At 59.8% G+C, this 23,245-nt stretch carries 24 protein-coding genes; 12 read left to right on the top strand and 12 right to left on the bottom strand.

The window, feature by feature from the left end; genetic code table 11:
• Both modA and BLO49_RS04205 read right to left on the bottom strand, forming a co-directional pair.
• Positions 1–759 (bottom strand): molybdate ABC transporter substrate-binding protein, encoded by a 759-nt coding sequence (gene modA, locus BLO49_RS04210; protein WP_090644562.1) that lies wholly within the window; start codon positions 757–759, stop codon positions 1–3.
• Positions 760–834: 75 nt separating this feature from the next.
• Positions 835–2,364 carry an OprO/OprP family phosphate-selective porin gene (locus BLO49_RS04205; RefSeq protein ID WP_090644560.1) on the bottom strand — a complete coding sequence of 510 codons (1,530 nt, stop codon included), beginning with the start codon at positions 2,362–2,364 and terminating at the stop codon, positions 835–837.
• 377 nt (positions 2,365–2,741) lie between these two features.
• Between BLO49_RS04205 and BLO49_RS04200 the strand changes: the two genes are divergently transcribed.
• Positions 2,742–2,975, top strand: a complete 234-nt coding sequence (locus tag BLO49_RS04200) for a BolA/IbaG family iron-sulfur metabolism protein (protein ID WP_090644557.1) — start codon at positions 2,742–2,744, stop codon at positions 2,973–2,975.
• On the opposite strand, the gene BLO49_RS04195 is transcribed toward BLO49_RS04200, so the two are convergent.
• Both BLO49_RS04195 and BLO49_RS04190 read right to left on the bottom strand, forming a co-directional pair.
• Positions 2,976–3,473 (bottom strand): META domain-containing protein, encoded by a 498-nt coding sequence (locus BLO49_RS04195; RefSeq protein ID WP_090644556.1) that lies wholly within the window; start codon positions 3,471–3,473, stop codon positions 2,976–2,978.
• A gap of 100 nt (positions 3,474–3,573) precedes the next feature.
• Entirely contained in the window at positions 3,574–4,053 is a 480-nt protein-coding gene (locus BLO49_RS04190) for an Lrp/AsnC family transcriptional regulator (RefSeq protein ID WP_090644553.1), read from the bottom strand.
• A 375-nt stretch (positions 4,054–4,428) separates the two neighbouring features.
• On the opposite strand from BLO49_RS04190, the gene BLO49_RS04185 reads away from it, so the two are divergent.
• The 6 genes from BLO49_RS04185 to mmsB are packed head-to-tail and all read left to right on the top strand — an operon-like array spanning position 4,429 to position 10,558.
• On the top strand, positions 4,429–5,499 hold the full coding sequence (locus BLO49_RS04185; RefSeq protein ID WP_090644551.1) for a Leu/Phe/Val dehydrogenase: 1,071 nt from the start codon (positions 4,429–4,431) through the stop codon (positions 5,497–5,499).
• Between the two features lie 22 nt (positions 5,500–5,521).
• Positions 5,522–7,018, top strand: coding sequence for a CoA-acylating methylmalonate-semialdehyde dehydrogenase (locus tag BLO49_RS04180; RefSeq protein WP_090644549.1), 1,497 nt, complete (start codon positions 5,522–5,524; stop codon positions 7,016–7,018).
• Between the two features lie 3 nt (positions 7,019–7,021).
• Positions 7,022–7,477 (top strand): DUF7832 domain-containing protein, encoded by a 456-nt coding sequence (locus BLO49_RS04175; RefSeq protein WP_181444852.1) that lies wholly within the window; start codon positions 7,022–7,024, stop codon positions 7,475–7,477.
• 47 nt (positions 7,478–7,524) lie between these two features.
• A complete protein-coding gene (locus tag BLO49_RS04170; RefSeq protein WP_245678905.1) occupies positions 7,525–8,655 on the top strand; it encodes an acyl-CoA dehydrogenase family protein in 1,131 nt (376 codons plus the stop codon).
• Positions 8,655–9,683 carry an enoyl-CoA hydratase/isomerase family protein gene (locus tag BLO49_RS04165; RefSeq protein WP_090644545.1) on the top strand — a complete coding sequence of 343 codons (1,029 nt, stop codon included), beginning with the start codon at positions 8,655–8,657 and terminating at the stop codon, positions 9,681–9,683. Before BLO49_RS04170 ends, BLO49_RS04165 begins: the two co-directional genes overlap by 1 nt.
• Positions 9,680–10,558, top strand: coding sequence for a 3-hydroxyisobutyrate dehydrogenase (gene mmsB, locus BLO49_RS04160; protein WP_090644542.1), 879 nt, complete (start codon positions 9,680–9,682; stop codon positions 10,556–10,558). Before BLO49_RS04165 ends, mmsB begins: the two co-directional genes overlap by 4 nt.
• Here the strand turns inward: mmsB and BLO49_RS04155 are convergent.
• Both BLO49_RS04155 and BLO49_RS04150 read right to left on the bottom strand, forming a co-directional pair.
• Entirely contained in the window at positions 10,555–10,860 is a 306-nt protein-coding gene (locus tag BLO49_RS04155) for a hypothetical protein (RefSeq protein WP_139159614.1), read from the bottom strand. The two genes, mmsB and BLO49_RS04155, sit on opposite strands and share 4 nt — an antisense overlap.
• Before the next feature lie 113 nt (positions 10,861–10,973).
• Complete coding sequence (locus BLO49_RS04150) at positions 10,974–11,456, bottom strand: GNAT family N-acetyltransferase (RefSeq protein ID WP_090644537.1); 483 nt, start codon at positions 11,454–11,456, stop codon at positions 10,974–10,976.
• A 123-nt stretch (positions 11,457–11,579) separates the two neighbouring features.
• On the opposite strand from BLO49_RS04150, the gene BLO49_RS04145 reads away from it, so the two are divergent.
• On the top strand, positions 11,580–12,077 hold the full coding sequence (locus tag BLO49_RS04145; protein WP_170828197.1) for a CAP domain-containing protein: 498 nt from the start codon (positions 11,580–11,582) through the stop codon (positions 12,075–12,077).
• A 3-nt stretch (positions 12,078–12,080) separates the two neighbouring features.
• On the opposite strand, the gene BLO49_RS04140 is transcribed toward BLO49_RS04145, so the two are convergent.
• The 4 genes from BLO49_RS04140 to BLO49_RS04125 form a co-directional block, all read right to left on the bottom strand.
• On the bottom strand, positions 12,081–13,532 hold the full coding sequence (locus BLO49_RS04140) for a bifunctional 2-methylcitrate dehydratase/aconitate hydratase (RefSeq protein ID WP_090644532.1): 1,452 nt from the start codon (positions 13,530–13,532) through the stop codon (positions 12,081–12,083).
• Between the two features lie 160 nt (positions 13,533–13,692).
• A complete protein-coding gene (prpC, locus tag BLO49_RS04135; RefSeq protein WP_090644529.1) occupies positions 13,693–14,847 on the bottom strand; it encodes a bifunctional 2-methylcitrate synthase/citrate synthase in 1,155 nt (384 codons plus the stop codon).
• Between the two features lie 21 nt (positions 14,848–14,868).
• Positions 14,869–15,759, bottom strand: coding sequence for a methylisocitrate lyase (gene prpB, locus BLO49_RS04130; protein WP_090644526.1), 891 nt, complete (start codon positions 15,757–15,759; stop codon positions 14,869–14,871).
• A gap of 95 nt (positions 15,760–15,854) precedes the next feature.
• Positions 15,855–16,478 carry a TetR/AcrR family transcriptional regulator gene (locus BLO49_RS04125; RefSeq protein WP_090644523.1) on the bottom strand — a complete coding sequence of 208 codons (624 nt, stop codon included), beginning with the start codon at positions 16,476–16,478 and terminating at the stop codon, positions 15,855–15,857.
• A 151-nt stretch (positions 16,479–16,629) separates the two neighbouring features.
• On the opposite strand from BLO49_RS04125, the gene BLO49_RS04120 reads away from it, so the two are divergent.
• Positions 16,630–17,376, top strand: a complete 747-nt coding sequence (locus BLO49_RS04120; protein WP_090644521.1) for a helix-turn-helix transcriptional regulator — start codon at positions 16,630–16,632, stop codon at positions 17,374–17,376.
• A gap of 150 nt (positions 17,377–17,526) precedes the next feature.
• On the opposite strand, the gene BLO49_RS04115 is transcribed toward BLO49_RS04120, so the two are convergent.
• On the bottom strand, positions 17,527–19,467 hold the full coding sequence (locus tag BLO49_RS04115) for a CocE/NonD family hydrolase (RefSeq protein ID WP_090644518.1): 1,941 nt from the start codon (positions 19,465–19,467) through the stop codon (positions 17,527–17,529).
• A gap of 3 nt (positions 19,468–19,470) precedes the next feature.
• A complete protein-coding gene (locus BLO49_RS04110) occupies positions 19,471–21,006 on the bottom strand; it encodes a S10 family peptidase (protein ID WP_090644515.1) in 1,536 nt (511 codons plus the stop codon).
• Positions 21,007–21,387: 381 nt separating this feature from the next.
• On the opposite strand from BLO49_RS04110, the gene BLO49_RS04105 reads away from it, so the two are divergent.
• The 3 genes from BLO49_RS04105 (at position 21,388) to ung (ending at position 23,211) form a co-directional block, all read left to right on the top strand.
• Positions 21,388–21,795, top strand: a complete 408-nt coding sequence (locus BLO49_RS04105; RefSeq protein ID WP_090644513.1) for a DUF3617 family protein — start codon at positions 21,388–21,390, stop codon at positions 21,793–21,795.
• A 180-nt stretch (positions 21,796–21,975) separates the two neighbouring features.
• Positions 21,976–22,470 (top strand): DUF3617 domain-containing protein, encoded by a 495-nt coding sequence (locus BLO49_RS04100; protein WP_090644509.1) that lies wholly within the window; start codon positions 21,976–21,978, stop codon positions 22,468–22,470.
• A 39-nt stretch (positions 22,471–22,509) separates the two neighbouring features.
• Positions 22,510–23,211 (top strand): uracil-DNA glycosylase, encoded by a 702-nt coding sequence (gene ung, locus BLO49_RS04095; RefSeq protein ID WP_090644506.1) that lies wholly within the window; start codon positions 22,510–22,512, stop codon positions 23,209–23,211.
• The last annotated feature ends 34 nt before the right edge of the window (positions 23,212–23,245 follow it).

The following is a 23,245-nucleotide window of genomic DNA, read 5'->3' as shown; positions in this document are numbered from 1 at the left end:
TCAGTGAACCGCGTAGCCGTAGGATTTGATGATCTTAACCGCTTCCGGGCTTTTCAGGAAGGCGATATAGGCTTTGGCTGCTGGATCATTGGCGCCGGGCGCGAGCAGGATGGCCTGCTGGTCGATTAGCGTATAGAAGGCGGCTGGCACGTTCCAGCGCGAGCCCTTGTTTTGCTTATAGACCTGTGACAAGGCCACGAAGCCCAGTTCGGCCGAGCCGCTGTCGATAAAGCCATAGGTCTGGGCGATGGAACTGCCCCTGACGATCTTCGGCGACAGGGCATCGTAAAGCCCGAGTTTCTTCATGGTCTCGACCGCCGCCAGGCCATAGGGCGCGGCCGCCGGATCGGCGATGGCGATATGCTGGAAATTCCCTTTTTTCAGGACGGCGCCCTTGTTATCGACCAAACCGGGCGTGGCGCTCCACAGGGCCAGGGTGCCGTAGGCGTAGACAAAACGGCTGCCCTTGACACCCAGGTTTTCAGCTTCGAGTCTGGTCGGGCGCTCGGCATCGGCGCTCAGGAAGACCTCAAACGGCGCGCCCTGCTGGATCTGGCTGTAAAAGGCGCCGGAAGAGCCAAAGCTCATGACGACGTGATCGCCGGTTTTCTTTTCAAAAGCGGCGGCGATCTCCTTGGCCGGTTCGGTGAAATTGGCGGCCACGGCCACCTGAACATCACCGGCTAAGGCGGGCGTGCCAAGAGGCAGGCACAAGGCCGTCAGATAGACAAGCCGGAAGAGAATGGTTCTGGTAAACATCGGGCTGTCCAAAACGAAGCAAAACAAGGCCCGATGATCGTCTGATCACCGGGCCTTTGCAAGTCTCAGGCTTGATTAAAAGCCGAACTGGCTGCGGACGGCGAAGGCCGTGTAATCCTGGCCGATTGGGTCGCCGGCGGCATTGAGGCGTTTGACCTCGACGCTCTGGCCCTGGAAGAGGAAGCGGACCGTGGGTGTAAGCTGCCAGTTGAGACCCAGCGAGGTGATATCCTGCTGACCGCCCCGGATACGATCGGCGGCGAGCGCGGCCTGGTCATGATAGTTCAGGTCTAGCGTCGAATAGCGCGCCACCAGTTCGAAGGCGCCCCAGTGACCGGAGGCCGGATCGAAATTGGCCGCGGGCGTAACGCCATCAAAGGCCGCCGTCTGGGTATTGTACTTGCGGCTTTCGCCGGTCAGCACCCAGCCGCCTTCGACATACCAGCCGGTAAATTTCGGGTTGGTGACGCCGGTCGCGGCATTCAGGCGTTCGATACGGTAATCAAAGGCTTCGCTTTGCAGGAAGAGGCTCTTGTACTGGGCGCCGAATTCAAGACCGGTAACAGAGGCCGAATCCGCATTGATGGCGCCGCTGTCGACCAGGCGGGTAGCATCGACGCGCAGTTCCGGACGCTCACGCAACTGAACCGGATAGCGGGTCGCCGCCGCGGCGCCGGTATCGGCGGGATTGATAATGCCGGAATAGTTCAGGCCGACATGGATCAGCGCATCCTTAGTTTTAACCGGTGTGCCGGCGATGCGGGCCGCTATGCCCAGTTGCTCGTCATTATTGACGGTGTTGAAGCCGCTGGCCGCCGTATTGAGCGATGACATGGTGTTGCCGGTAACAGCAAACGACCACAGGTAGCGATCCCTGGCATTGAAGGCGGCGATGCTCATGCGTGTGTCGCCGGCGCTGACATTACGGGCCATTTCGGCGGCGGCCGGACGTTCGAGGAAGGCAGAGCCGCCTTGCGAACCGGCATCGGCCAGGCCGACACTGGGAGCGAATTCGCCGACGCGGAACTTGGCCGACTTGAAGCCGGAATACTGGACCCAGGCTTCGTGGACGCGGCCGACATCCTCGGCGCCGGCGCCGCCGAAGTCGAACGTCAGGTTATAATCGAAATCGCTGAACATCTTGCCGTTGAAGATGACGCGGGCGCGGCGGATATTGGTGCCGCTGTTGAGGTCGCGAGCCGTGACGGCGGCGGGCAGGTTGCTGTCCTGATTGTAGGTGGCGGCATCGGCCTGGAACAGACCCTTGATGTTGAAGGTGAAGGCGCCGTCGCTGGAGGCCAGCATCGGCGAACCGTTCTTGAGCGTTGCGGTGACGGCAGGCGCGACCGGCTTAGCTGGCGCTGCGGCCACGGACGGGGCGGGCGCAATCGGTGCCGCGACCGGCGCATTATATTGCGTGGCAATCTGCGATTTCAGGGCATTGAGCTGCGCCTGCTGGGCATCGATCTGCGCCTGCATGGCGTCGATTTTCGCCTGAACATCCGGCGGCACCTGCTGGGCCAGGGCCGGAACGGCAAAGGTCAGGGCCATCAGGCTGGCGGCGGCGATAAAGGTCCGGTGTGTCCGGCGGAAGGGGGTACGCATAGAGGAGGCTCCGTTGAAACTGTTATGGACCATAGTGTTATTTGGTTAATTGCATCTTGCGGGGGAAAATGCGTGTCTGAAAAACCCCGAATGAGTGACCATTATGATACGGTTTGACATGCCCTGCGCTCTCTATAGGGGATGCAGGGGGCTTCGGCATTAAAGGCCGTTAAGCGTTCAGCCCAGACTTTTAGGGTGTGTGATTGATAAATTTGAGCCAGCGGAAAGGGGGCGTCCGTCTTTGCGACGCCGCGGGCTGAATAAATTAGGTAACGGGCGGGACATGCATTGACTGAGACCCTGCCCAAACCGCCAAAACCCTACCCAAATTGATGGAAACCGGTTAAAGGGGCGCAGGATTTTCAGGAACACTTGTCATGGCCATAGCGCAAAGCGATCTTCAGGCCCGCATAGAAGCGGCCTTTCCGGAAGCGGAAATCACCATTACCGACCTGGCCGGTGACGGCGATCACTACCGGGCGCGTATCGTATCGGATGCCTTCAATGGCTTGCCGCGCGTGCGTCAGCACCAACTGGTTAACAAGGCACTGGCGGACCTGCTGAGCGGTCCGCTCCATGCCCTGGCGCTGGAAACTGTGGCGAAGGGCTGATTATTCCGGTTTACGTGACCAGGTGTAGGTGCCTTTGCCGCCTTCGAGGCCGAGCGACAGGGTATCGCCGTCCACCCTATAGTCCGCAACGGAATTGGCATTGAGTTCCCATTTGGTGTCCAGGCCCGGTGTCAGGCAGGCCATGCGGGTCATGGCCAGCGGCCCGAAGGTCAGGTGGCCGTGGGTGCCGTCGGTCGGGGTCATTTCCCAGATGGCAGTGGCGCGGTTGCAATCGACCTTCATGGCCGCTCGCCCGCCGCTCAGGAAGGTCAGTTCGTATTTGTCGGGCGCGTCGGGTTTCACCGGCGCCGCCCCCGCATCATTCGGCTGGAACTGCACCAGTTGCCAGGTGCCAACCAGGGTTTTTGGCGGCTCTCCTGAAGTGGCTGCAGGGGCGCCCGCATCGACCGAAGCCTGCGGCGCATCCGTGGCGCAGGCGGTCAGGGCAAGGGTGGTGACAAGGCCAGCGGTAATCAGAAATCCGGTACGAACGATCATGGAGCGGCGCCTTCTGCTGAAGCGATGAGCCCGATGGACCGGGCGGCTTCACCTTACCGCAGATCGCGCGGTTGGGGAAGGTGGGGCGGGCGGCTCGCTTTTACAGGGATGGTGACGGATCGCGTTTCAGGCGGCGCAGGCAGAAGGTGGAACGTGCGTGGCGTATACCGGGAAATTTCAGCAGGCGCTTGCGCAGGAAGCCTTCATAGTCCTCGGTATTCTCGACTGCGGCAATGATGACATAGTCATATTCGCCGGTGGTGAGATAGGCGTCGGTCACTTCCGGCAGTTGTGCCAGATGGCGGGAAAAGGTCTCGATCTTTTCGTCATCGTGCTGATCGAGATTGACCTCGACGATCACAGATAAAGGGCGGCCGATCTTTTCAGGATCGAGCAGGGCGACATAGCCGGCGATCACGCCCGATTCCTCCAGCCGCTTGATGCGTGACCAGCAGGGGGTCTGGGACAGGCCCACCTTATCCGCCACTTCCTGCGTGGTCAGATGGGCGTCGGCGCGCAGCAGGCGCAGGATTTTGCGATCGATTTCATCCAGGGAATGGCCGGCTTTATTCTTGTTCATTGCGTCTTTTTGCCCTGCAGCAAAATATTTTTCTTTGTTTGCTCATTATCGCAGATAGTTTCACCCGTGCCAATCTCTTTGTGGCGATAGTTCGGAAACACTTTCTCCTGAAACGCGCCTAGTCTCTAACGCAACTATATAAGACAGGGACACCGCCATGTACGCTCATGCGACGCCAGCGGAAACAGACGTGCCGGATTATGGCCGCCGGGGCTCTCCGCTCGGCGCCGGCTCCGGTCATGGCCCGGGAACGGACCTGACAGGCAAACATGCCTTTCGCCGGAACCAGCGCGCTAGGCGGCGGGCTGGTCTCCAGGCTCCCCAATCTTCCACATAATGCCACACACCCAATGCCTGAGTTCAAGGAAACAAAAGATGTTTGACCATCCCGATTACGACGCCCACGAAAAAGTCCTCATGGTGGAGGATGCCGCCTCCGGCCTGAAGGCGATTATCGCCGTCCATTCCACCGCCTTGGGTGCGGCGGCCGGCGGTTGCCGCCTGTGGGCCTATGACAGCGGCGTGGCCGCGCTGGGTGATGCGCTGCGCCTGTCACGCGGGATGAGCTACAAGAACGCCATGGCCAATCTGCCGATGGGCGGGGGCAAGGCAGTTATTCTGGGTCCGGTTCTCCCAGATCGTCGGGAAGCCGTTCTGGAAGCTTTTGGGCGTGCAGTCGATAGCCTCGATGGCCAGTATATCACCGCCGAGGATGTCGGGGTCTCGGTGGCCGACATGAAGATCGTGGCGCGCACCACCGGTTATGTGTCGGGGCTTGATGCGGCCATCGGCAAGTCCGGCGGCGATCCTTCGCCCTTCACAGCGCGCGGCGTGCGTGTCGGCATCGAAGCCGCGGTCAAGTCCAGGCTGGGGCGTTCGGACCTGGCAGGTATCCGTGTGGCTGTGCAGGGGCTTGGGCATGTCGGCAGCTATCTGTGCGAGGAACTGTTCAACTTGGGCGCCAGGCTGGTGGTGGCCGATATTAACGCCGAACGTGTCAGCGAAATGCGCGATCGCTTCAGGGCTGAAAGCGTGCCGGTGAAGGATATCCTTTTGCAGGCGGTCGATGTCGTGGCGCCCTGCGCGCTCGGCGGCGCGATCAGCGAGGATGTGGTCCGGCAGCTTCAGGCCACCATCGTGGCGGGCGCAGCCAACAATCAACTATTGACGCCGCAGGCCGGGGTGATCCTTGGGGAGCGCGGTATTCTCTATGCGCCGGATTATGTGATCAATGCCGGCGGCATCATCATGGTGGCGGGTGAAATCTCCGGCCATAATGACGAAGCGCATATCCAGGCGCAGGTTGATGCCATTGGCCCGCGCCTGGCGGATATTTTCGCCAGGGCAAAAAGCGCGAATGTGATCACAAATGTGGTTGCCGATTCGATGGCGCGGGATAAGATCGCCGCGGCAAAGGCCAGGACCAAAGTGACCGAGGCCGCTTAACTCCACGATTGTGAGGCACCTGATGCGCGAGATTTCCCACTTCATAAACGGCAAGTCTGTAACAGGCGCGTCAGGTCGTTTCGGCGATATTTACGATCCCAATACCGGCCAGATCCAGGCGCGCGTGGCCCTGGCCACGGCCGCCGAGATCGATGATGCGGTACAAAAGGCTGCGAAGGCGCAAGCTGGATGGGCGGCAATGAACCCGCAGCGACGGGCGCGGGTGATGTTTACCTTCAAGGCGCTGATCGAGCAGAATATGGAGGAACTGGCGCATCTGCTGTCCTCCGAACACGGCAAGGTCATCGCCGATGCGAAGGGCGATATCCAGCGCGGGCTTGAGGTTGTGGAATTCGCCTGCGGCATTCCGCATCTGCTGAAGGGCGATTATACCGAAGGCGCCGGGCCGGGCATCGATGTCTATTCGATGCGCCAGCCTCTGGGCGTGGTGGCCGGCATCACGCCGTTCAACTTCCCGGCCATGATCCCGCTGTGGATGTCGGCCGTGGCCCTGGCCTGCGGCAATGCTTTTATCCTCAAGCCTTCGGAAAAAGACCCGTCCGTACCGGTGCGTCTTGGCGAGCTGCTGATCGAGGCTGGGCTGCCCGAAGGCGTGTTCCAGGTTGTCCATGGCGATAAGGTGGCGGTCGATGCCCTGATCACCCATCCGGATATCAGGGCCGTGTCGTTCGTCGGCTCGTCGGATATCGCCCAGTATATCTATGCCACGGGTGCTTCGCACGGCAAGCGCGTTCAGGCGATGGGCGGCGCCAAGAACCACGGCATCATCATGCCGGATGCCGATCTCGATCAGGTGGTGAAGGATATTGTCGGCGCGGCCTATGGTTCGGCTGGCGAGCGCTGCATGGCCCTGCCGGTGGCGGTGCCGGTGGGCCAAAAGACGGCGGATGCCTTTATCGAGCGGATGATTGACGCCGCGCGGGGGCTGAAGGTGGGCATTTCTACCGATGCCGAAGCACATTATGGGCCGGTGATTTCCGCCGCCCACAAGGCCAAGGTGGAAAACTATATCCGGATGGGTGTCGATGAGGGAGCGGAATTGCTGCTCGATGGCCGGGGGCTGAAATTGCAGGGTCATGAAGAGGGGTTCTTTATCGGGCCGACCCTGTTCGATCACGTCAAACCGAACATGCGGACCTATCGGGAGGAAATCTTTGGGCCGGTGCTTCAGGTGGTGCGCGCCGAAAGCCTGGAAGAGGCGGCAGCCTTGCCGTCCCAACATGACTACGGCAATGGCGTGGCCATCTTTACGCGCAACGGCCTGGCGGCGCGTGAGTTCGCGGCGAAGGTCAATGTCGGCATGGTGGGCATCAATGTGCCGATCCCGGTGCCGGTGGCCTATCATAGCTTCGGCGGCTGGAAGCGCTCAGCCTTCGGCGACATGAACCAGTATGGCGAGGATGGTGTGCGATTCTACACCAAGGTCAAGACGGTCACTCAGCGCTGGCCGGACGGCGATATTGGCGACCAGGCGTTTGTTATTCCGACGATGAGTTAAGTCATGAAGTATGACGATGCGTCTTGGCATTATGGGGGTGATTTTCCGGCTGACTTGCCGCCTTCGGCCGGTGTTACGCACATCGCAATGTTTGCTGTCTGGTGTTGGGAAAATGGCCTCGCCGGTGATGAAATTCTTGAAGAAGCAGACGCGCTTGAAGCTATCAAAAGGCGAAGGGGTACACCGGGTGGAATTTTCAATAAGGCATCGGATGAGAAGTTTATTGATGCTGATCTGAATGACGAGGGAAATCGCTTTGCTGCGTCCTATTATGGGGATCAAGGCTACTATATCGATTATGCGAAATCTGTCGGAGCGACGTTTTCAACACTATATCATGTTCCAGATACATGGGAGACTTATGACACGTTGAAGCCTGTCATCTCGCATCGCTATCGCACTTTCCACAATATGCAAAAGAGTTGGTGGCGCAGGCTCTGGCCGATTGCGAAGCAATAACTTGTACGTAAACCCGCGAGACAACGGGTGTTCAAAATAGAACAGGGATCACAATGCCACTCGACGACGACCAGCTTATGGTTCAGGAAGCGGCGCAGCGCTTCGCCTATGACCGCCTGCGGCCCAATGCGGGCGAATGGGATGCGTACAAGCACTTTCCAGTCGATGTGATGCGCGAGGCGGCGGTACTGGGCTTCGCCGCTATCTATACTCAGGAAGAACATGGCGGATCGGGCATGAGCCGTCTCGATGCCGTGCTGATCTTTGAACAACTCTCGCGCGGCTGCATCGCCACGGCCGCGTTCCTTTCCATTCACAATATGTGTACCTGGATGATCGACAGCTTCGGCTCGACTGATCTGCGGTCGCGCTTCGTGCCAAAGCTGACGGGGATGGAACTGATCGCCTCCTATTGCCTGACCGAGCCTGGCTCCGGTTCCGACGCGGCCGCTATGAAGACGCGTGCCGAGGCTGAGGGCGAGACCTATGTGCTCGCGGGCTCGAAGCAGTTCATTTCCGGCGCCGGCACATCGGACATCTATGTGGTGATGGCAAAAACCGGCGAGACGATTTCCGCCTTTGTCGTGCCGAAGGAGACGCCGGGCCTGAGCTTCGGTGCCAATGAAAAGAAGATGGGCTGGAATGCGCAACCGACCCGGCAGGTGATGTTCGATAATGTCCGCATCCCGGCGGAAAACCGCATCGGCGCGGAAGGCGAGGGCTTCAAATTCGCCATGAAGGGACTGGATGGCGGCCGACTCAATATCGCGGCCTGTAGCTTAGGCGGCGCGCAGGATGCCCTTGATCGCGCCCGGTCATATGCTGCCGAGCGCAGCCAGTTCGGCAGGCATATTAATGAGTTTCAGGTGACACAGTTCAAGCTGGCCGACATGGAGACCGAAATTCAGGCGGCGCGCGCCATGCTCTATGAAGCCGCTGCGCGGCTGGATGCGGGTACACCGGATGCCACCAAATGGTGCGCCATGGCCAAGCGCTTCGTCACCGACACCGGCTCGAAAGTGGCCAATGAGGCCCTGCAAATCCATGGCGGCTATGGCTACCTGCATGACTATGGCGTCGAGCGCATTGTGCGCGACCTGCGCGTCCATCAGATCCTCGAAGGCACCAATGAAATCATGCGCGTCATCATCGCGCGCGACATGCTGAAAGATCAGTGATGGACGTTATTATCCGTATCGAGAACGGCATCGGCCGGATCACGCTCAACCGTCCGCAGGCCCTGCACGCGCTCAATACCGATATGTGCCGAATGATGAGCGAGGCCCTGGCCGAATGGGCGACTGACGACCGTGTGAAACTCCTGATGATCGACCATGCCGAGGGCACACGCGGCTTCTGCGCCGGCGGAGATATCCGCATGGTGGCTGAAAGCGGTCGCCAGGATGGAAAGGCCGGCGAGGACTTCTTCCGCATCGAATATACGCTCAACACCCAAATCAAGCGCTTTCCCAAACCCTATATTGCGTGCCTCGATGGGGTGACGATGGGCGGCGGTGTCGGTATCTCCATTCATGGCTCGCATCGTATTGCCACGGAACATACGCTGTTCGCCATGCCGGAAACGGGTATCGGCCTCTTCCCCGATGTCGGCGGATCGTGGTTTCTGCCGCGTCTGCAGGGCGAACTGGGCACCTGGCTGGCGCTTACTGGCGCGCGACTGAAGGGCCGGGATGTGCTGGCGGCGGGCATCGCCACGCATTTTGTCGCCTCCGAAAAATTGCCGGAGGTGAAGGCGCGGATTCTGGCGGGCGAAGCGCCGGATGCGGTCCTGGCCGATTATGCCGAGGCGGCCAAAATACCGGCCTATGCCGAGCATCTCGATACAATCAATCATTGCTTTTCAAGGCCGACTATTACCGATATCTGCCTGGCGCTGAAAATGGCCGATAACGACTGGGCCACGGCGCAGGCCGATATCCTGAAGACGCGTTCGCCGCTGTCCATGGCCGTATCGCTCGAACAATTGCGACGCGGCGCGCAGATGTCGTCCTTCGAGGATATCATGCGCATGGAATACCGCATCGCCTGCCATATTATCCGCACCCACGATTTTTCCGAAGGCGTACGCGCAGTGATCGAGGACAAGGATCACGCGCCAAAATGGTCGCCGGAAACACCGGCCGGCGTATCGCAAAATCTGGTAAAGGCCATGTTTGCCCCGGTTTCAGAGGAGCTTTCGCTATGAAAATCGCATTTATCGGCCTGGGTCATATGGGCTCCGGCATGGCGGCCAATCTGGCGAAGGCCAGGCACGCGGTGCGCGCCTATGATCTCAGCGAGGCGGCGGTGACACAGGCCGTGGCCGATGGCTGCATAGGGGCGGCCTCCCTTGGTCAGGCGTGCGAAGGGGCTGAGGCCGTGATCACTATGCTCCCGGGCGGCCAGCATGTGCTGTCCGTCTATTCGCAGGTGCTGGAGCGCACGCCGAAGGGCGCCTTGCTGATCGATTGCTCAACCATTGATGTCGAGAGCGCCCGCCAGGTGGCCACGCAGGCTGAAATGGCTGGTTTCCCGATGATCGATGCGCCGGTCTCCGGCGGCGTGACCGGCGCCAAGGCCGGCACCCTGACCTTCATGTGCGGCGGGCCGAAAGACGCTTTCGAGCGTGCCGAACCGATCCTGAAACAGATGGGTAAGGTCGTCATCCATGCCGGCGCTGCGGGGGCGGGGCAGGCGGCGAAGCTATGCAACAACATGCTGCTGGCCATCACCATGATCGGCACCTGCGAAGCCTTTGCCCTGGCGGAAAAGCTGGGTCTGAAGGATCAGGTCTTCTTCGATATCGCCTCGAAGGCGTCCGGTCAGAACTGGTCGATGACCAGCTATTGCCCGGTGCCGGGGCCGGTGCCGACCTCGCCAGCAAATAATGATTATCAGCCGGGCTTTGCCGCCTCGTTGATGCTGAAGGACTTAAGCCTGGCCATGCAGGCGGCGGCCCAGACCAATGCCGATACGCCGCTGGGCTCTCGCGCCCATGCGCTCTATGAGGCCCTGTGCAACCAGGGCCATGCGACGCAGGATTTTTCCTATATGATGGAAAGGATCAGGCGCGGGGCTTAGGCGCGGATATAGTTCAATACTTCCGGACTGTTGGCGGCGGCGGCCATGACTACCTTGTTCAGGCCCTGTTGCGTCGTGCGTTCGTCGATTTCGCCCTTGCTATACATCCATGAGAGCTTGCGCAGATAGTCGCGCAGGGCGATCCTGTCGTCCTCACCGAAGCGGACCGAAGTCATGGATTCGATCCGGGTCTGAAGGTTTTCCCTCGCGGCGCGGCCTTCGCGTATACCAGCCCTGAAGGCTGCCATGTGCTGATCGACAAACGCCTTGCGCGCCGCTTCATTGAACAGATTGAGGCTCATGGTGATGCTCCCGAAAAACCATGAGAGGAAGGTCGCACGGTCGGGGGCATACGCCAATTAACGCTTGCTCACTTCCGCGTTAGCCGGGCAAGGAAAAATTTGATCAGGCGTGATCAGAGCGCTTTATACATCACCAAGGCATCGACATAACCCAGGCGTGGATGATCAAAGGCGCCGGGCAGACGGCCGATGGTCTCGAAGCCCATCCGTTGCCACAGGGCGACGGCGCGCGCATTGGTGCTAACCACGAAATTGAACTGCATGGCGCGAAAGCCCTGCGATTTGGCCGTTTGCAGGGCGTGAGTGCACATGGCGCCGGCCACGCCTCTGCCGGTGGCTATTGCTGAGACCATGAAGCCGCAATTGGCGACGTGAGCGCCGCCGCCTTTCTGGTTATGCGTCAGGAAATAGTGGCCGAGGACTTCGCCATGGCTTTCCGCCACAAAAACCTGGTGCAGCGCCGCGAACCAGTAGGTGAGGGCGGTCTCGGGGTCCCAGTCGCGCGGCAGGGCATAGGTTTCACCGGCGCGCAATATGGGTTCGATAATGCGCCAGATGGCGTCGTGGTCGGCGGAAGTAGCGGGACGGATCAGCATGGGCTGGCTATAGGGCTTGTTGGCCGCCGCGAAAAGCCTTAATGGCGCGGTCAGGCTATGCGTTTGGAAAAAGTTAACGGATCCGGCGCATCGTCACCGATACTCCCCAATCGGAATTTAAGTATGCGTACCCTTGCCCTTTTTCTGGCCGCCTGTTCCGGCCTTGTTTGCTCACATGCCGATGCCAGGCCGCGCGGTCCGGAGGCCGACGTGCTGGCCATGATCAATGCCGAGCGTGTCCGTCATGGCTGCCAGCCCCTGCGCGTTGAGGCGCGGCTGTCCGAAGCCGCCGAGCGTCAGAGCCGCGGCATGGCCGAGCGCCATTATTTCAACCACAATGCCCCGGATGGCTCGACACCCGGCAGGCGGGTGCGTGATACCGGCTATGTGTTTCAGATGGTCGGCGAGAATATAGAAGCCAATACAGATGACCCTGAAGAGGTGTTCGATGCCTGGATGAATAGTCCGGGGCATCGTCAGAACATCCTGATGTGCGCCTTCAAGGAAACCGGCATTGCCATGGCCTGGCAGGAGGACGATCAGCGCGTGGCCGGCGTGTCACCGGAGTTTCACGCCTACTGGACGCAGGTTTTTGCCATGCCGCTTAATCTGGGCAGATAATTGTCAGATCACATATAGATCGACATACTCATTGACCGGCATGGCTTCCAGCGCCTGCTGATCGAGGCTGACCCTGAGGATGGCGGCCTGTTGTTTTGCCGGGAAACGGCGCGCCAGATTGGTGCGGAACTTGGCCTCCAGCAGGGGAATGCCGTCAGTGCGGCGGCGCTTGTGGCCGATGGGGTATTCCACCACGACTTCATCCAGCATAGTGCCGTCGTTCAGTTCAATGGTCAGGGCATTGGCAATCGAACGCTTGTCAGGATCATGATAATCTGCGGTGAATTGCGGGTCTTCAACACATGCGATCTTGTCGCGCAGGGCATCGATGCGCGGATCGGCAGCCACGCTGTCCTCGTAATCGGCGGCGGTCAGGCGGCCGAAGATCAGCGGCACGGCGACCATGTACTGGATGCAGTGATCGCGGTCGGCCGGATTGTCCAGCTTGCCTTTCTTGTCGATGATGCGGATGCAGGCTTCGTGCGTGCGGATGGTGATGCGCCGGATATCCTCGCTCGTCTTGCCGATGGTGGCCAGCTTGTGATGCAGCATCATAGCGGCTTCGACGGCAGTCTGGGAATGGAACTCGGCCGGGAAGCTGATCTTGAACAGGATATGTTCCATCACATAGGCGCTATAAGGGCGCTGGAATTTGAACGGCTGGCCCTTGAAGAGCACATCATAGAAGCCCCAGGTTTTGGCCGTCAGCACGGACGGGTAGCCCATCTCGCCCTTGGCGGCCATCAGAGCCAGGCGGACACCGCGCGCCGTGGCGTCACCGGCGGCCCAGGACTTGCGCGAACCGGTATTCGGCGAATGACGATAGGTGCGTAAACTTTGGCCATCGACCCAGGCCAACGACACGGCATTGATGATCTCTTCGCGGTCGAGGCTCAGCATCTGTGCCACCACGGCTGTGGAGGCCACCTTGACCAGCACCACATGATCGAGACCGACCTTATTGAAACTGTTTTCCAGGGCCAGGCAGCCCTGAATCTCGTGCGCCTTGATCATGGCAGTCAGTATGTCGCGCATGAGCAATGGCTTTTTCCCGGCAGAGACCGCGGTGCGCGACAGCCAGTCGGCCACCGCCAGTATGCCGCCGAGATTATCGGACGGATGGCCCCATTCGGCCGCCAGCCAGGTGTCGTTGAAATCGAGCCAGCGGATCATGGCGCCGATGTTGAAGGCGGCCTGAACCGGATCGAGCTGGAACTGGGTGCCGGGCACCTTGGCGCCATTGGGCACGATGGTGCCGGGGACGATCGGGCCCATCAGCTTGGTGCAGGCGGGATAGTCGAGCGCTTCCAGCCCACAGCCGAGGGTGTCGATCAGGCAGTTGCGGGCGGTCTCGTAGGCGAGGTCGGAAGTGATTTCGTAGTTCAGGACATAATCGACGATATCGGTGAGGACGGTATCGGGGGCGGGACGTTCGTTAGGAATATGGGCGGACATTTGGGGTCTCTTCTACTTCTCCTCCCCTGTGTAAGGGGGGAGGTGGCGAGCTTGTCTCGCCGGAGGGGGCTTTCGGACGGTTGGGGTTGCCCCCTCCGTCACGGACTTCGCCGTGACACCTCCCCCGCTTCGCCAAGACGCTCGCAAGGGAGGAGAAAATTTAAGGACGGTCTTTCAGCGGCACGAAGGGGCGATCCTCCGGGCCGGTATAGTGGGCATTGGGGCGGATGATCTTTCCGTCCTGGCGTTGTTCGATGATATGGGCCGACCAGCCGGCGGTACGCGAGATGACGAACAGGGGCGTGAACATATCGGTCGGCACGCCCATCATGTGGTAGCTGACCGCCGAAAACCAGTCGAGATTGGGGAACATGCGCTTAGCGTCCCACATCACGCTTTCCAGCCGCTCGGCGATGTTGAACATTTTCATAGAGTTCTGCTCTGCGGAAAGGCGGCGGGCCACCTCCTTGATCACCACATTGCGCGGATCGGAAACCGTATAGACCGGATGGCCGAAACCGATAATGACCTCTTTCCGCTCGACGCGGGCGCGGATATCGGCCTCGGCCTCGTCCGGATTATCGTAGCGTTTCTGGATATCAAAGGCGACCTCGTTGGCGCCGCCGTGCTTGGGGCCGCGCAGGGCGCCGATGCCGCCAATGATGCACGAATAGAAATCCGATCCCGTGCCGGCGATGACGCGGGCGGCAAAGGTTGAGGCATTGAACTCATGCTCGGCATAAAGGATCAGGGAGGTGTGCATGGCGTCCACCCACGAGAGCGGTGGCGGCTTGCCGTGCAGCATGTGCAGGAAATGGCCGCCGATCGAGTCGTCATCGGTCTCGACCTCGATGCGCTTGCCGTTATGGCTGAACTGATACCAGTAGAGCAGCATGGAGCCTAAGCTGGCCAGCAGCTTGTCGGCAATATCGCGCGCGCCGGGGTGGTTATGATCCTCGCGTTCCGCCGACTGGCAGCCCAGCACGGATACACCGGTGCGCAGCACGTCCATCGGATGGGTCGAATAGGGCAGGCTTTCCAGCACCGCCTTGAGCGTGGCAGGCAGGCCGCGCAGGGATTTCAGCCGGGTCTTGTAGGCGCTGAGTTCGCTGACATTGGGCAGCTTGCCGTGGATCAGCAGGTAGGCGATCTCTTCAAACTCCGAGGTCGCGGCCAGGTCGAGAATGTCGTAACCGCGATAGGCCAGGTCATTGCCGGTGCGACCGACCGTACACAGGGCGGTATTGCCGGCGATTTGGCCGGACAGGGCCACGGATTTCTTGGGCTTAAAGCCGGGCTGGATGTCTCCGTCCATGAGGCATTTCCTTGTTCCTGTTTACTTTAATTTATTGGTGTTGAAGAGGGCGTCGAGGCGGTCTTCAAAGGCGTAATATCCGATGCGGTCATACAGTTCCTCGCGCGTCTGCATGGTATCGAGTACGGTCTTCTGGTGGCCATCGCGGCGGATGGCTTCATAGACATTTTCCGCCGCCTTGTTCATGGCGCGAAAGGCAGACAGTGGATAGAGCTGAATAGCGACGCCAGCTTCGCCCAGTTCGTCGCGCGTAAACAGCGGCGTTTTGCCGAATTCGGTGATATTGGCGAGTACCGGCACCTTCACGGCATCGACAAAGCGGCGATAGGTCTCGAGGTCATAGGCGGCTTCGGCGAAGATGCCGTCCGCGCCGGCTTCGACGCATCTGACAGCGCGTTCGATGGCGGCGTCCACCCCATCGACGGCAATGGCGTCGGTACGGGCAATCAGGAAAAAATCGGGGTCGGTTTTGGCATCGGCGGCGGCCTTGACGCGATCGGCCATTTCCGAGGTGGAGACAATTTCCTTGCCGGGACGGTGGCCGCAGCGCTTGGCGCCGACCTGATCCTCGATATGACAGGCGGCAGCGCCGAACTTGATCAGCGACTTGACCGTGCGTTCGATATTGAAAGCCGAGGGGCCAAAGCCGGTATCGATATCGACCATCAGCGGCAGGTCGCAGACATCAGTGATGCGGCGGATATCGATCAGCACGTCATCGAGCGTATTGATGCCGAGATCGGGCATCCCCAGCGATCCGGCCGCCACACCGCCGCCGCTGAGATAGATGGCCTTGTAACCGGCGCGTTTGGCCAGCAGGGCATGATTGGCATTGATGGCGCCTATGACCTGCAAGGGCTTTTCAGCGGCCAGGGCCGCGCGGAATTTCGCGCCCGCGGATGCAATCGTCATAGAAATATCCCTGTCTGTTTTGCTTGACCGTATCAATTGAAACCATTGTGGTCAAGCCACAGGTTATTTACGTCTGCGTAAAGATTGGCGTCAACTCACGCTGTCTTGATCGGGGGGCGCAACCCTTCCAGGTAAACGCGCAACTGCCTGATGCCGGAGCGCAGAACGCGGGCGTCCTGCGCTGTCTTGGCCAGGGAGATATAGCCCTCATAACTGGCGACGAAGAAGGTCGCGGTCTCGCGTGGATCGATATCGCGCCGGACCTTGCCATTGACCTGGCCCAGCCGCAGGGCATCGGTCACGCCGTCGATCCAGTTGGTGAAGATTTCCGACAGGCGCAGGCGAAAGCCTTCATCAAGCGGCGACATTTCCTGTGCCAGGTTGTTGAGCGGGCAGCCGCCATTGACTTCGGCCTCGGAGGTGCCGGTGCTATCCAGTATGCCGATCAGGGCGTCAATCGGGTCATCGACATCATCAAGCGGCGCCAGCCATTTATCTTGCGTGATTTTGGCGATGACATTTTCCACGATCGCATGACCGAGCGCGTCCTTGCCATCGAAGTGATGATAGAGCGCCCCCTTGGTGACGCCGGCCTTCGCCAGGATGGTATTCAGGTCGCTGCCGCGAAAGCCGGAATGATATACCTCCTCAAAGGCGGCATTGAGCAGGCGTTCGCGGGTGTGGCTGGCATTGCGGCGGGGGGATGAATGTGCTTCCATACCAACCAGTATGTATGATATCGGGTCAGAGTCAAGCGTTCACAATATTTGCGGCCTCGCCGGAATTATGCTGACAGAAAGTGTCATCAGGTGGATAGTAGGAAGGTGTCAGTATCGCGTACCTGAGCCCACCTGACCAAAGGATGCCGTCATGTCACGCGCCACCCGCCTGCTGGACCTGCTGCAACTGCTGCGCCGCCATCGCTATCCCGTTTCAGGGGCAGAACTGGCGCGCGAGCTCGATATTTCCCTGCGCACGCTTTACCGCGACATCGGCGCATTGCAGGCTCAGGGGGCGCATATCGAAGGCGAGCCAGGCGTCGGCTATGTGCTGCGGCCGGGCTACATGTTGCCGCCACTCATGCTCAGTCAGGAAGAACTGGAAGCGCTGGTGCTTGGCGTGCGCTGGGTGGCCGATCGCGGTGATGCCCGGCTGGGGGCGGCGGCGCAGAACGCCCTGACCAAGATTGTCGCCGTCCTGCCGAAGGATCTGGCCGACGAAATCGATACCTCCGGCCTGCTGGTCGTGCCGAGCTGGTCGACGCCGCCGAGCCGGATCGATCTCGGCGATATCCGCGCTTCGATCCGCAGCGAGTGCCGGGTCGAGGTGCGCTATACCGACCTCAAGGAGGTGACGACCGACCGGGTGGTCTGGCCGATCGCGCTGGGCTTCTTCGAGCATATCCGCATGGTGGTGGTGTGGTGCGAGATGCGCCAGGCCTTCCGCCATTTGCGGGCGGACCGGATCATTTCCTGGTCACCGCTGGAAAATCGCTATCCGAAACGCCGCGCCGTCCTGCTCAAGGCATGGAAGACGGAGCGCGACGAGGAACACGCGCAGTATGAAGCAGCGGTCGCAGCCAAGGCGGCTGCGCCTGTTTCGGCGACGGTGCAGTAATGTTTAGCTCTCCCCCTCTTGGAGGGGAGGTTGGCTTCGGCGATTAGCTGAAGACGACAGGGGGTAAGCCAGCGTCTGTTTACCCCCTCTGTCTTTTTGGTTTCACCAAAAATCCAGCTCCCCCTCCAAGAGGGGGAGATTATTAGATCGTTACTCTTTCACAATCGGCAGCCAGACCGCCGAGGCGGTATCCGCCCCGCGATAAACACTTTCCGTCGCCGCCTTGTAGTCCGAAGCCTTGGCGTTGAAGATATTTTCGACAAAGGTCTGCGGGTTACGGTCGTAGAGCGGGAACAGCGATGACTGCACCTGGATCATCATGCGGTGTCCGGGCAGGAAGACGTGGTCGATGTTCGGCAGGGCGAATTTGTATTCCTCGACCTTACCGGGTGTCAGGGCCTGCGGTTTATCGAAGCCATGAACATAACGGCCGCGGAAGATTTCGATACCCATGGGCAGTTCAAAACCGGCCATGGAGGGCTTGGAACCTTGCGTCGCGTCTTCCGGTGATTCATTGGGATATACATCGATGATCTTGACCACCCAGTCGCTGTCCGTGCCGGAGGTGGCGGCGAAGAGATCGACTTCCGGCGCGCCCATGACATGTACGGCCTTTTCCAGCGGGGCGCTGGTATAGCTTAGCACATCCGGACGATCGGAAACGAAACGCTGGTCATGCACCAGCCATGGCTTCCACTGGGTCGGATCGGCCATATTGATCGGGCGCGGGATGAAGGGCACGGGCTTGGACGGATCGGAGATGTAATCGTCATGCGCCGCCGCCGCCGGTTTGTCGAAATTCGCCGTGGCGTTATCACCGATATAGAGCGGGGTCAGAGTGCCCATCGGCCACTTGGGCGATTCGTCCCAGTGGTTGACGCCGGTGGCATAGGTCAGGACCGGCGGGGTCTTCGGGTCGGGCGCGCCTTTCAGGTAATGGTCGAAGAAGGGCTTCATGTATTTGACGCGGAATTCTTGCGCGGTGTCACCGGTGAAGGTCAGGGCGCCCAGGTCATAGCCATAGTGGTTGACGCCGGAATGGCGCCAGGGTCCGATGACCAGCGACACCATGTCGTTGTTGGTGTCCTTGGGCTCGATCGCCTTGTAGACCGCCGGGGCGCCGTAGGAATCTTCCTGGTCCCACTGGCCGACAACTAGCATGGTTGGCACCTTCAGCGGCTGTTCAGCCATCCATTTATCGACAGCCTGGCCTGACCAGAAGGTCGTATAGGCCGGGTTTTCCATCAGCTTGCGGACAAACGGCACCTGGTCAATGCCCCACTTGCGGGCGTAGTCACCGACCGAACCGGCGTCAAGATAGCGGTTGTAATCGTCGCCGGCGCCGCCGGGAATGGCGGCGCCGGCCTCGGCCTTGCCGGTGCTTTGCTCCAGGGCATAGTCGAAGCTGCTGACGCGGAAGGCGCCGTTATGGAACCAGTCGTCACCCATCCAGCCATCGACCATCGGGCTTTGCGGCACGGCGGCCTTGAGTGCCGGATGCGGATTGATTTCGGCCATCAGCGAGGTGAAGCCCAGGTAGGACGAGCCGACGATACCGACCTTGCCGTTCGATTCCGGGATATTCTTCGACAGCCAGTCGATGGTGTCATAGGCATCGGTCGATTCATCGATCTTGGTATCATTGAGCGGCCCGGCCAGCGGGCGATTCATGATGAAGGTGCCCTCGGAATTATGAATGCCGCGGATATCCTGCGTCACGATGACATAGCCGTCATCGACGAATTCATTGTACATCGCCGGCAGCACTTCCTTGATCGTCTGGCTCGCCGTGCGCGCCATGGTGCTCTTGGCGTCATAGGGCGTACGCGACAAAAGGATCGGGCCGTCCTTGGTGCCCTTCTTGAAGACGATCACGGTATAGAGCTTGGTGCCGTCGCGCATCGGCACCATGACGACGCGCCGGACGAAATCAGCGTCGGGCCGGACCTTGTCATAGGCCGGGGCAATATCCGGCGTCATGGGTGTGACGGGTGCATTGGCAGCCGGTGCGGCGGGCTTCGGCCTGGCTATGACGGGCGTGGCGGCCAGTGCCAGAAGCGCGGCGGCGCAGGTGAGGGTGCGGAAGATCATGACTTAATCCTTGCTGTAAAGGGCCTTTGCGTCGGCCTTGAAGGCTGCGCCACTGCCGGCGCGGCTGTAGAACATATGGCCGCCGGGATAGACGGAGAGTTTGACCTGTTTCGTGCCGCCGAAGGTCGGCAATTGATCAATGACCAGGCGCGAGGTGAAGAACGGACAGGAGAGGTCGTTATAGCCATGGGCGATCAGCACCTTCATTTTCGGATCGTTGGCGATGGCCTGCCGCAGGTCGCTGACCGGCTTGTCCTCGTTGGGGTATTGCTGCCAGTTTTCACCGACAACGGGGGACAGGGCCTCATAGTGGGCGTCGGTCTTCCAGCCGACCTCGCGGGTGACGAAATCGACCATGGCGCTGGTGGTTGGGGCCAGCAGGGCGTTCAGGATCGGGTCACCGGATTTCTGGCTCGGCGATTCCGGGAAAGGATCATAGGCGGTGACATTGGAATCGTACCAGCTACCAATCTTACGTTCATTGCGGTGGCTTTCGCGCACGAAGGTCATGCTGTCGACGCGGCCATCCATGCGGGCCACCAGGGCGGGATCGAGACCGGTATATTCCGATACCTTGGCCACCAGGCGGCTGACGGCCTGCGGATCGGAACGGCCGGCCAGGAAATCGGTGACGAACTGGGTGCGGTCATATTGCTCGACCTCGGCGATGGCGGCGGGAGTCAGCTTGCCCTGCTTTTCGAGGTTGGCGGCGGCCATGGAAGGCAGGTTGATCATCCACGGCAGGGGAGACAGGGCGGTTTCCGAACCGACGGCGGCCGGATCGAGATAAGGCGACACCATGATCAGGCCGGAAACGCCGACGCCCATGCGGGTTTGCAGGGCATTGGCGATGCGTGGCGCCCGGTAACCGCCGTAGCTTTCGCCCATGACGTATTTCGGCGAACGCAGCCGGCCGTTCTTGACCAGCCAGTCATAGACCACGCGCGACAGGTACTGGATATCGGCTTCAGTGGACCAGAAGTCCTTTTTGGTGGTGTCGTCGTCTTCCAGCGAGCGCGAATAGCCCGTGCCGACCGGATCGATGAAGACGAGGTCGGTCATATCGAGCCAGCTATTGGGGTTGTCGGTGGTGACGCTGGAATCGGAGGGCGAGTCACCTTCATCGCCGAACTGGACGCGCTTGGGGCCGACAGCGCCCATGTTGAGATAGACCGAGGAAGCGCCGGGACCGCCGTTGAAGGCGAAGGTCACCGGGCGACTAGGGGCTTTGCCAGGCACGATATAGGCGGTGAAGACGACATCGGCGATCTTCTTGCCCTTGGCATCGCGGACCGGAATGCTGCCGACCGTGGCGTCATAGTTCAGCGTCTTGCCGTCAAGCTGGATCGACTGGTGGATGGTCTTGTCATCCGGCAGGGGCGGCAAGGCGTCATCCTTGTCGGCCTTTTTATCGGCGGCGGCATCCGGCTTGGCCTTCGTATCATCGGCGGCATAGCCAGGCAGTGCCGAACTGGCCAGGAACAGGCAGGCCGTGCCGGTCAGCAGGGCGCGAAGGGTGGAGGAGGGGCGGAGAGTCACGAGCGGCCTCGGTTTTTTATGAAGTTATGACTGCAAAGTGGTGACAATACACACTTACCGATCTGATACAATATACGGCGGTTTCATTTGCATCGAGCGCGGAGGCGCGTTTCGCGCCTTCACAATTATGTTATGTCGGTATTGTGTCAATTTTGAATACATGAATTACGTCTGTAAATTTAAAATAATTTATTGTGTATATGAATTTTGATTACATGGATTAGTGAGTGTATATTTTTTAAATAAAGATGGTTATGGGTGAGTGTGAACTATAGTAAATTTATTTTGTTCTGTGTCAAATCTCTGCGAGCTGGCTTGAATTGACCTTTTTGTGTGGGGTAAGCTCAATTTGAGGGGGCAGAGATTTTTCAGGAGGAAAAGATGACGCTGCGCAATATGTATCTTTTGAGCGCCGCTGCGGCGCTGTTTGCAGTCATGGGCGCGACCGAAGCTTCGGCTTATGAAAAGGGCCGCTTATGGGAACTCGAAGTCGAGACGCAAGCCGGCGATGGCGCGCCAAGCAAGAACACGACCTGGATGTGCATGTCCGAGGATAGCTGGCTTAATCCGCCAAAGGATCTGACCGGCGGTAAGTGCAGCGATCCGGAATTTACGCGTGATGGCGATGTCGTGTCGTGGAAATCCCAGTGCGATGTGGCGCAGGGCGCCGGCCAATGGACATTCTCGCATGGCGGCAAGGCTGTAGAAGGTCAAAGCACGGTCCGGACGCCGGAAGGTGAGGTGACAACCGGCCTGGACGGCAAGGTCGTTGACCGGTGCAGCACTTAAAAGCCTGCAAATTTATGGTAAGGCGTGTATCGGCCAGGGCTTTCGAGGCAAGGTGCGCCGTATAAAAAATCAATAAATGTCAAATGCTTGATGTGTTTTTGATTTGGCGTGATCCGATTGCAGGCCTAATATGGCGGTGGGCGGCATTGCGGGGTTTTTGTTTTGACAGGAGCCTTGTTCATGAGTCCCACCCTTGCCCTGGCCTTTACGGCTGCTGCCGGGTTTATCTTTGGCGTCGTTTCCCCCGCTGTGATGGATCAGGTTGTACCTGATCCAAAACCGACAACGGCCGCCTCCGCCGTGGCCGATACGCCGACGGAAGTCACCGATGCGCCAGTTCTGCCGGGGCCGGATTCACTGTGGGAAATTACCGCCACCACGACGGTTGCCGGTCAGGCGCCGACTACCGAAACCGCCAGCCTCTGCGCCAATCCGGAAGACCTGAAGGCGCCACCAGTGGTCGTGACGGGGCCGCAATGCGAGGGTCAGCAATTCAGTGAAGTGGGCAAGACGGTCTCTTGGACCACGGACTGCGCGGCCGTCAAAGGCACCGGTTCGCTGAACCTTGCCGATGACGGGCAGTCTTTCAGCGGCGATGTGACCGCCTCTACCGCGGGACAGGATTCAACGCTGCATATCATGGGCAAGGTGACGGGCACCTGTACGAAATCCTGAGCGCTTGACAGAGGGCAGGAGTCGGGGCCGGATGTCCGCATGAGCGATATCAAACTCGATGACGGCTGGAAGGCTCTGCTGGCGCCGGAATTTTCCAAGTCCTATATGGCCGACCTGCGCGCTTTTCTTCAGGCACAGCGCACAGCGGGCAAGCGGATATTCCCGAAGGGGAGCGACTATTTCCGCGCCCTCGACCTGACGCCGCCGGAAAAGGTACGCGTGGTCATCCTCGGTCAGGATCCTTATCACGGCGAAGGGCAGGCGCACGGCCTGTCATTCTCGGTAAAGCCCGGTGTGCGCATCCCGCCCTCACTGGTCAATATCTACAAGGAATTGCAAGGTGATCTCGGTATCCCGCCGGCGCGCCATGGCTTCCTGGAGCATTGGGCAAAACAAGGTGTGTTGCTGCTGAACAGCGTGCTGACCGTGGAAATGGGCATGGCGGCGGCCCACCAGGGCAAGGGCTGGGAAAAGTTCACCGATGCGGTGATCCGCGCGGTCAATGACCTGCCGCAGCCGGCGGTGTTCATTCTGTGGGGTTCCTACGCGCAGAAAAAGGCGGCGTTTGTCGATACCTCAAAACATCTGGTGATCAAGTCGGTGCACCCGTCACCGCTTTCGGCCCATAATGGCTTCTTCGGCACCAAACCCTTTTCGCGCGCCAATGATTTTCTGGTCTCGAAAGGCTATGCGCCGATTGACTGGAAACTGCCGGATGATCCTGCAATCTCGCCGACTTGAAGCGTCATTTCCGAATTTCGTCTTTACAATCTCG

Origin of the sequence: Asticcacaulis taihuensis (genome assembly GCF_900100255.1) — a bacterium.
Classification (GTDB): domain Bacteria; phylum Pseudomonadota; class Alphaproteobacteria; order Caulobacterales; family Caulobacteraceae; genus Asticcacaulis; species Asticcacaulis taihuensis.
This window is presented reverse-complemented; position numbering and strand designations above follow the sequence as displayed.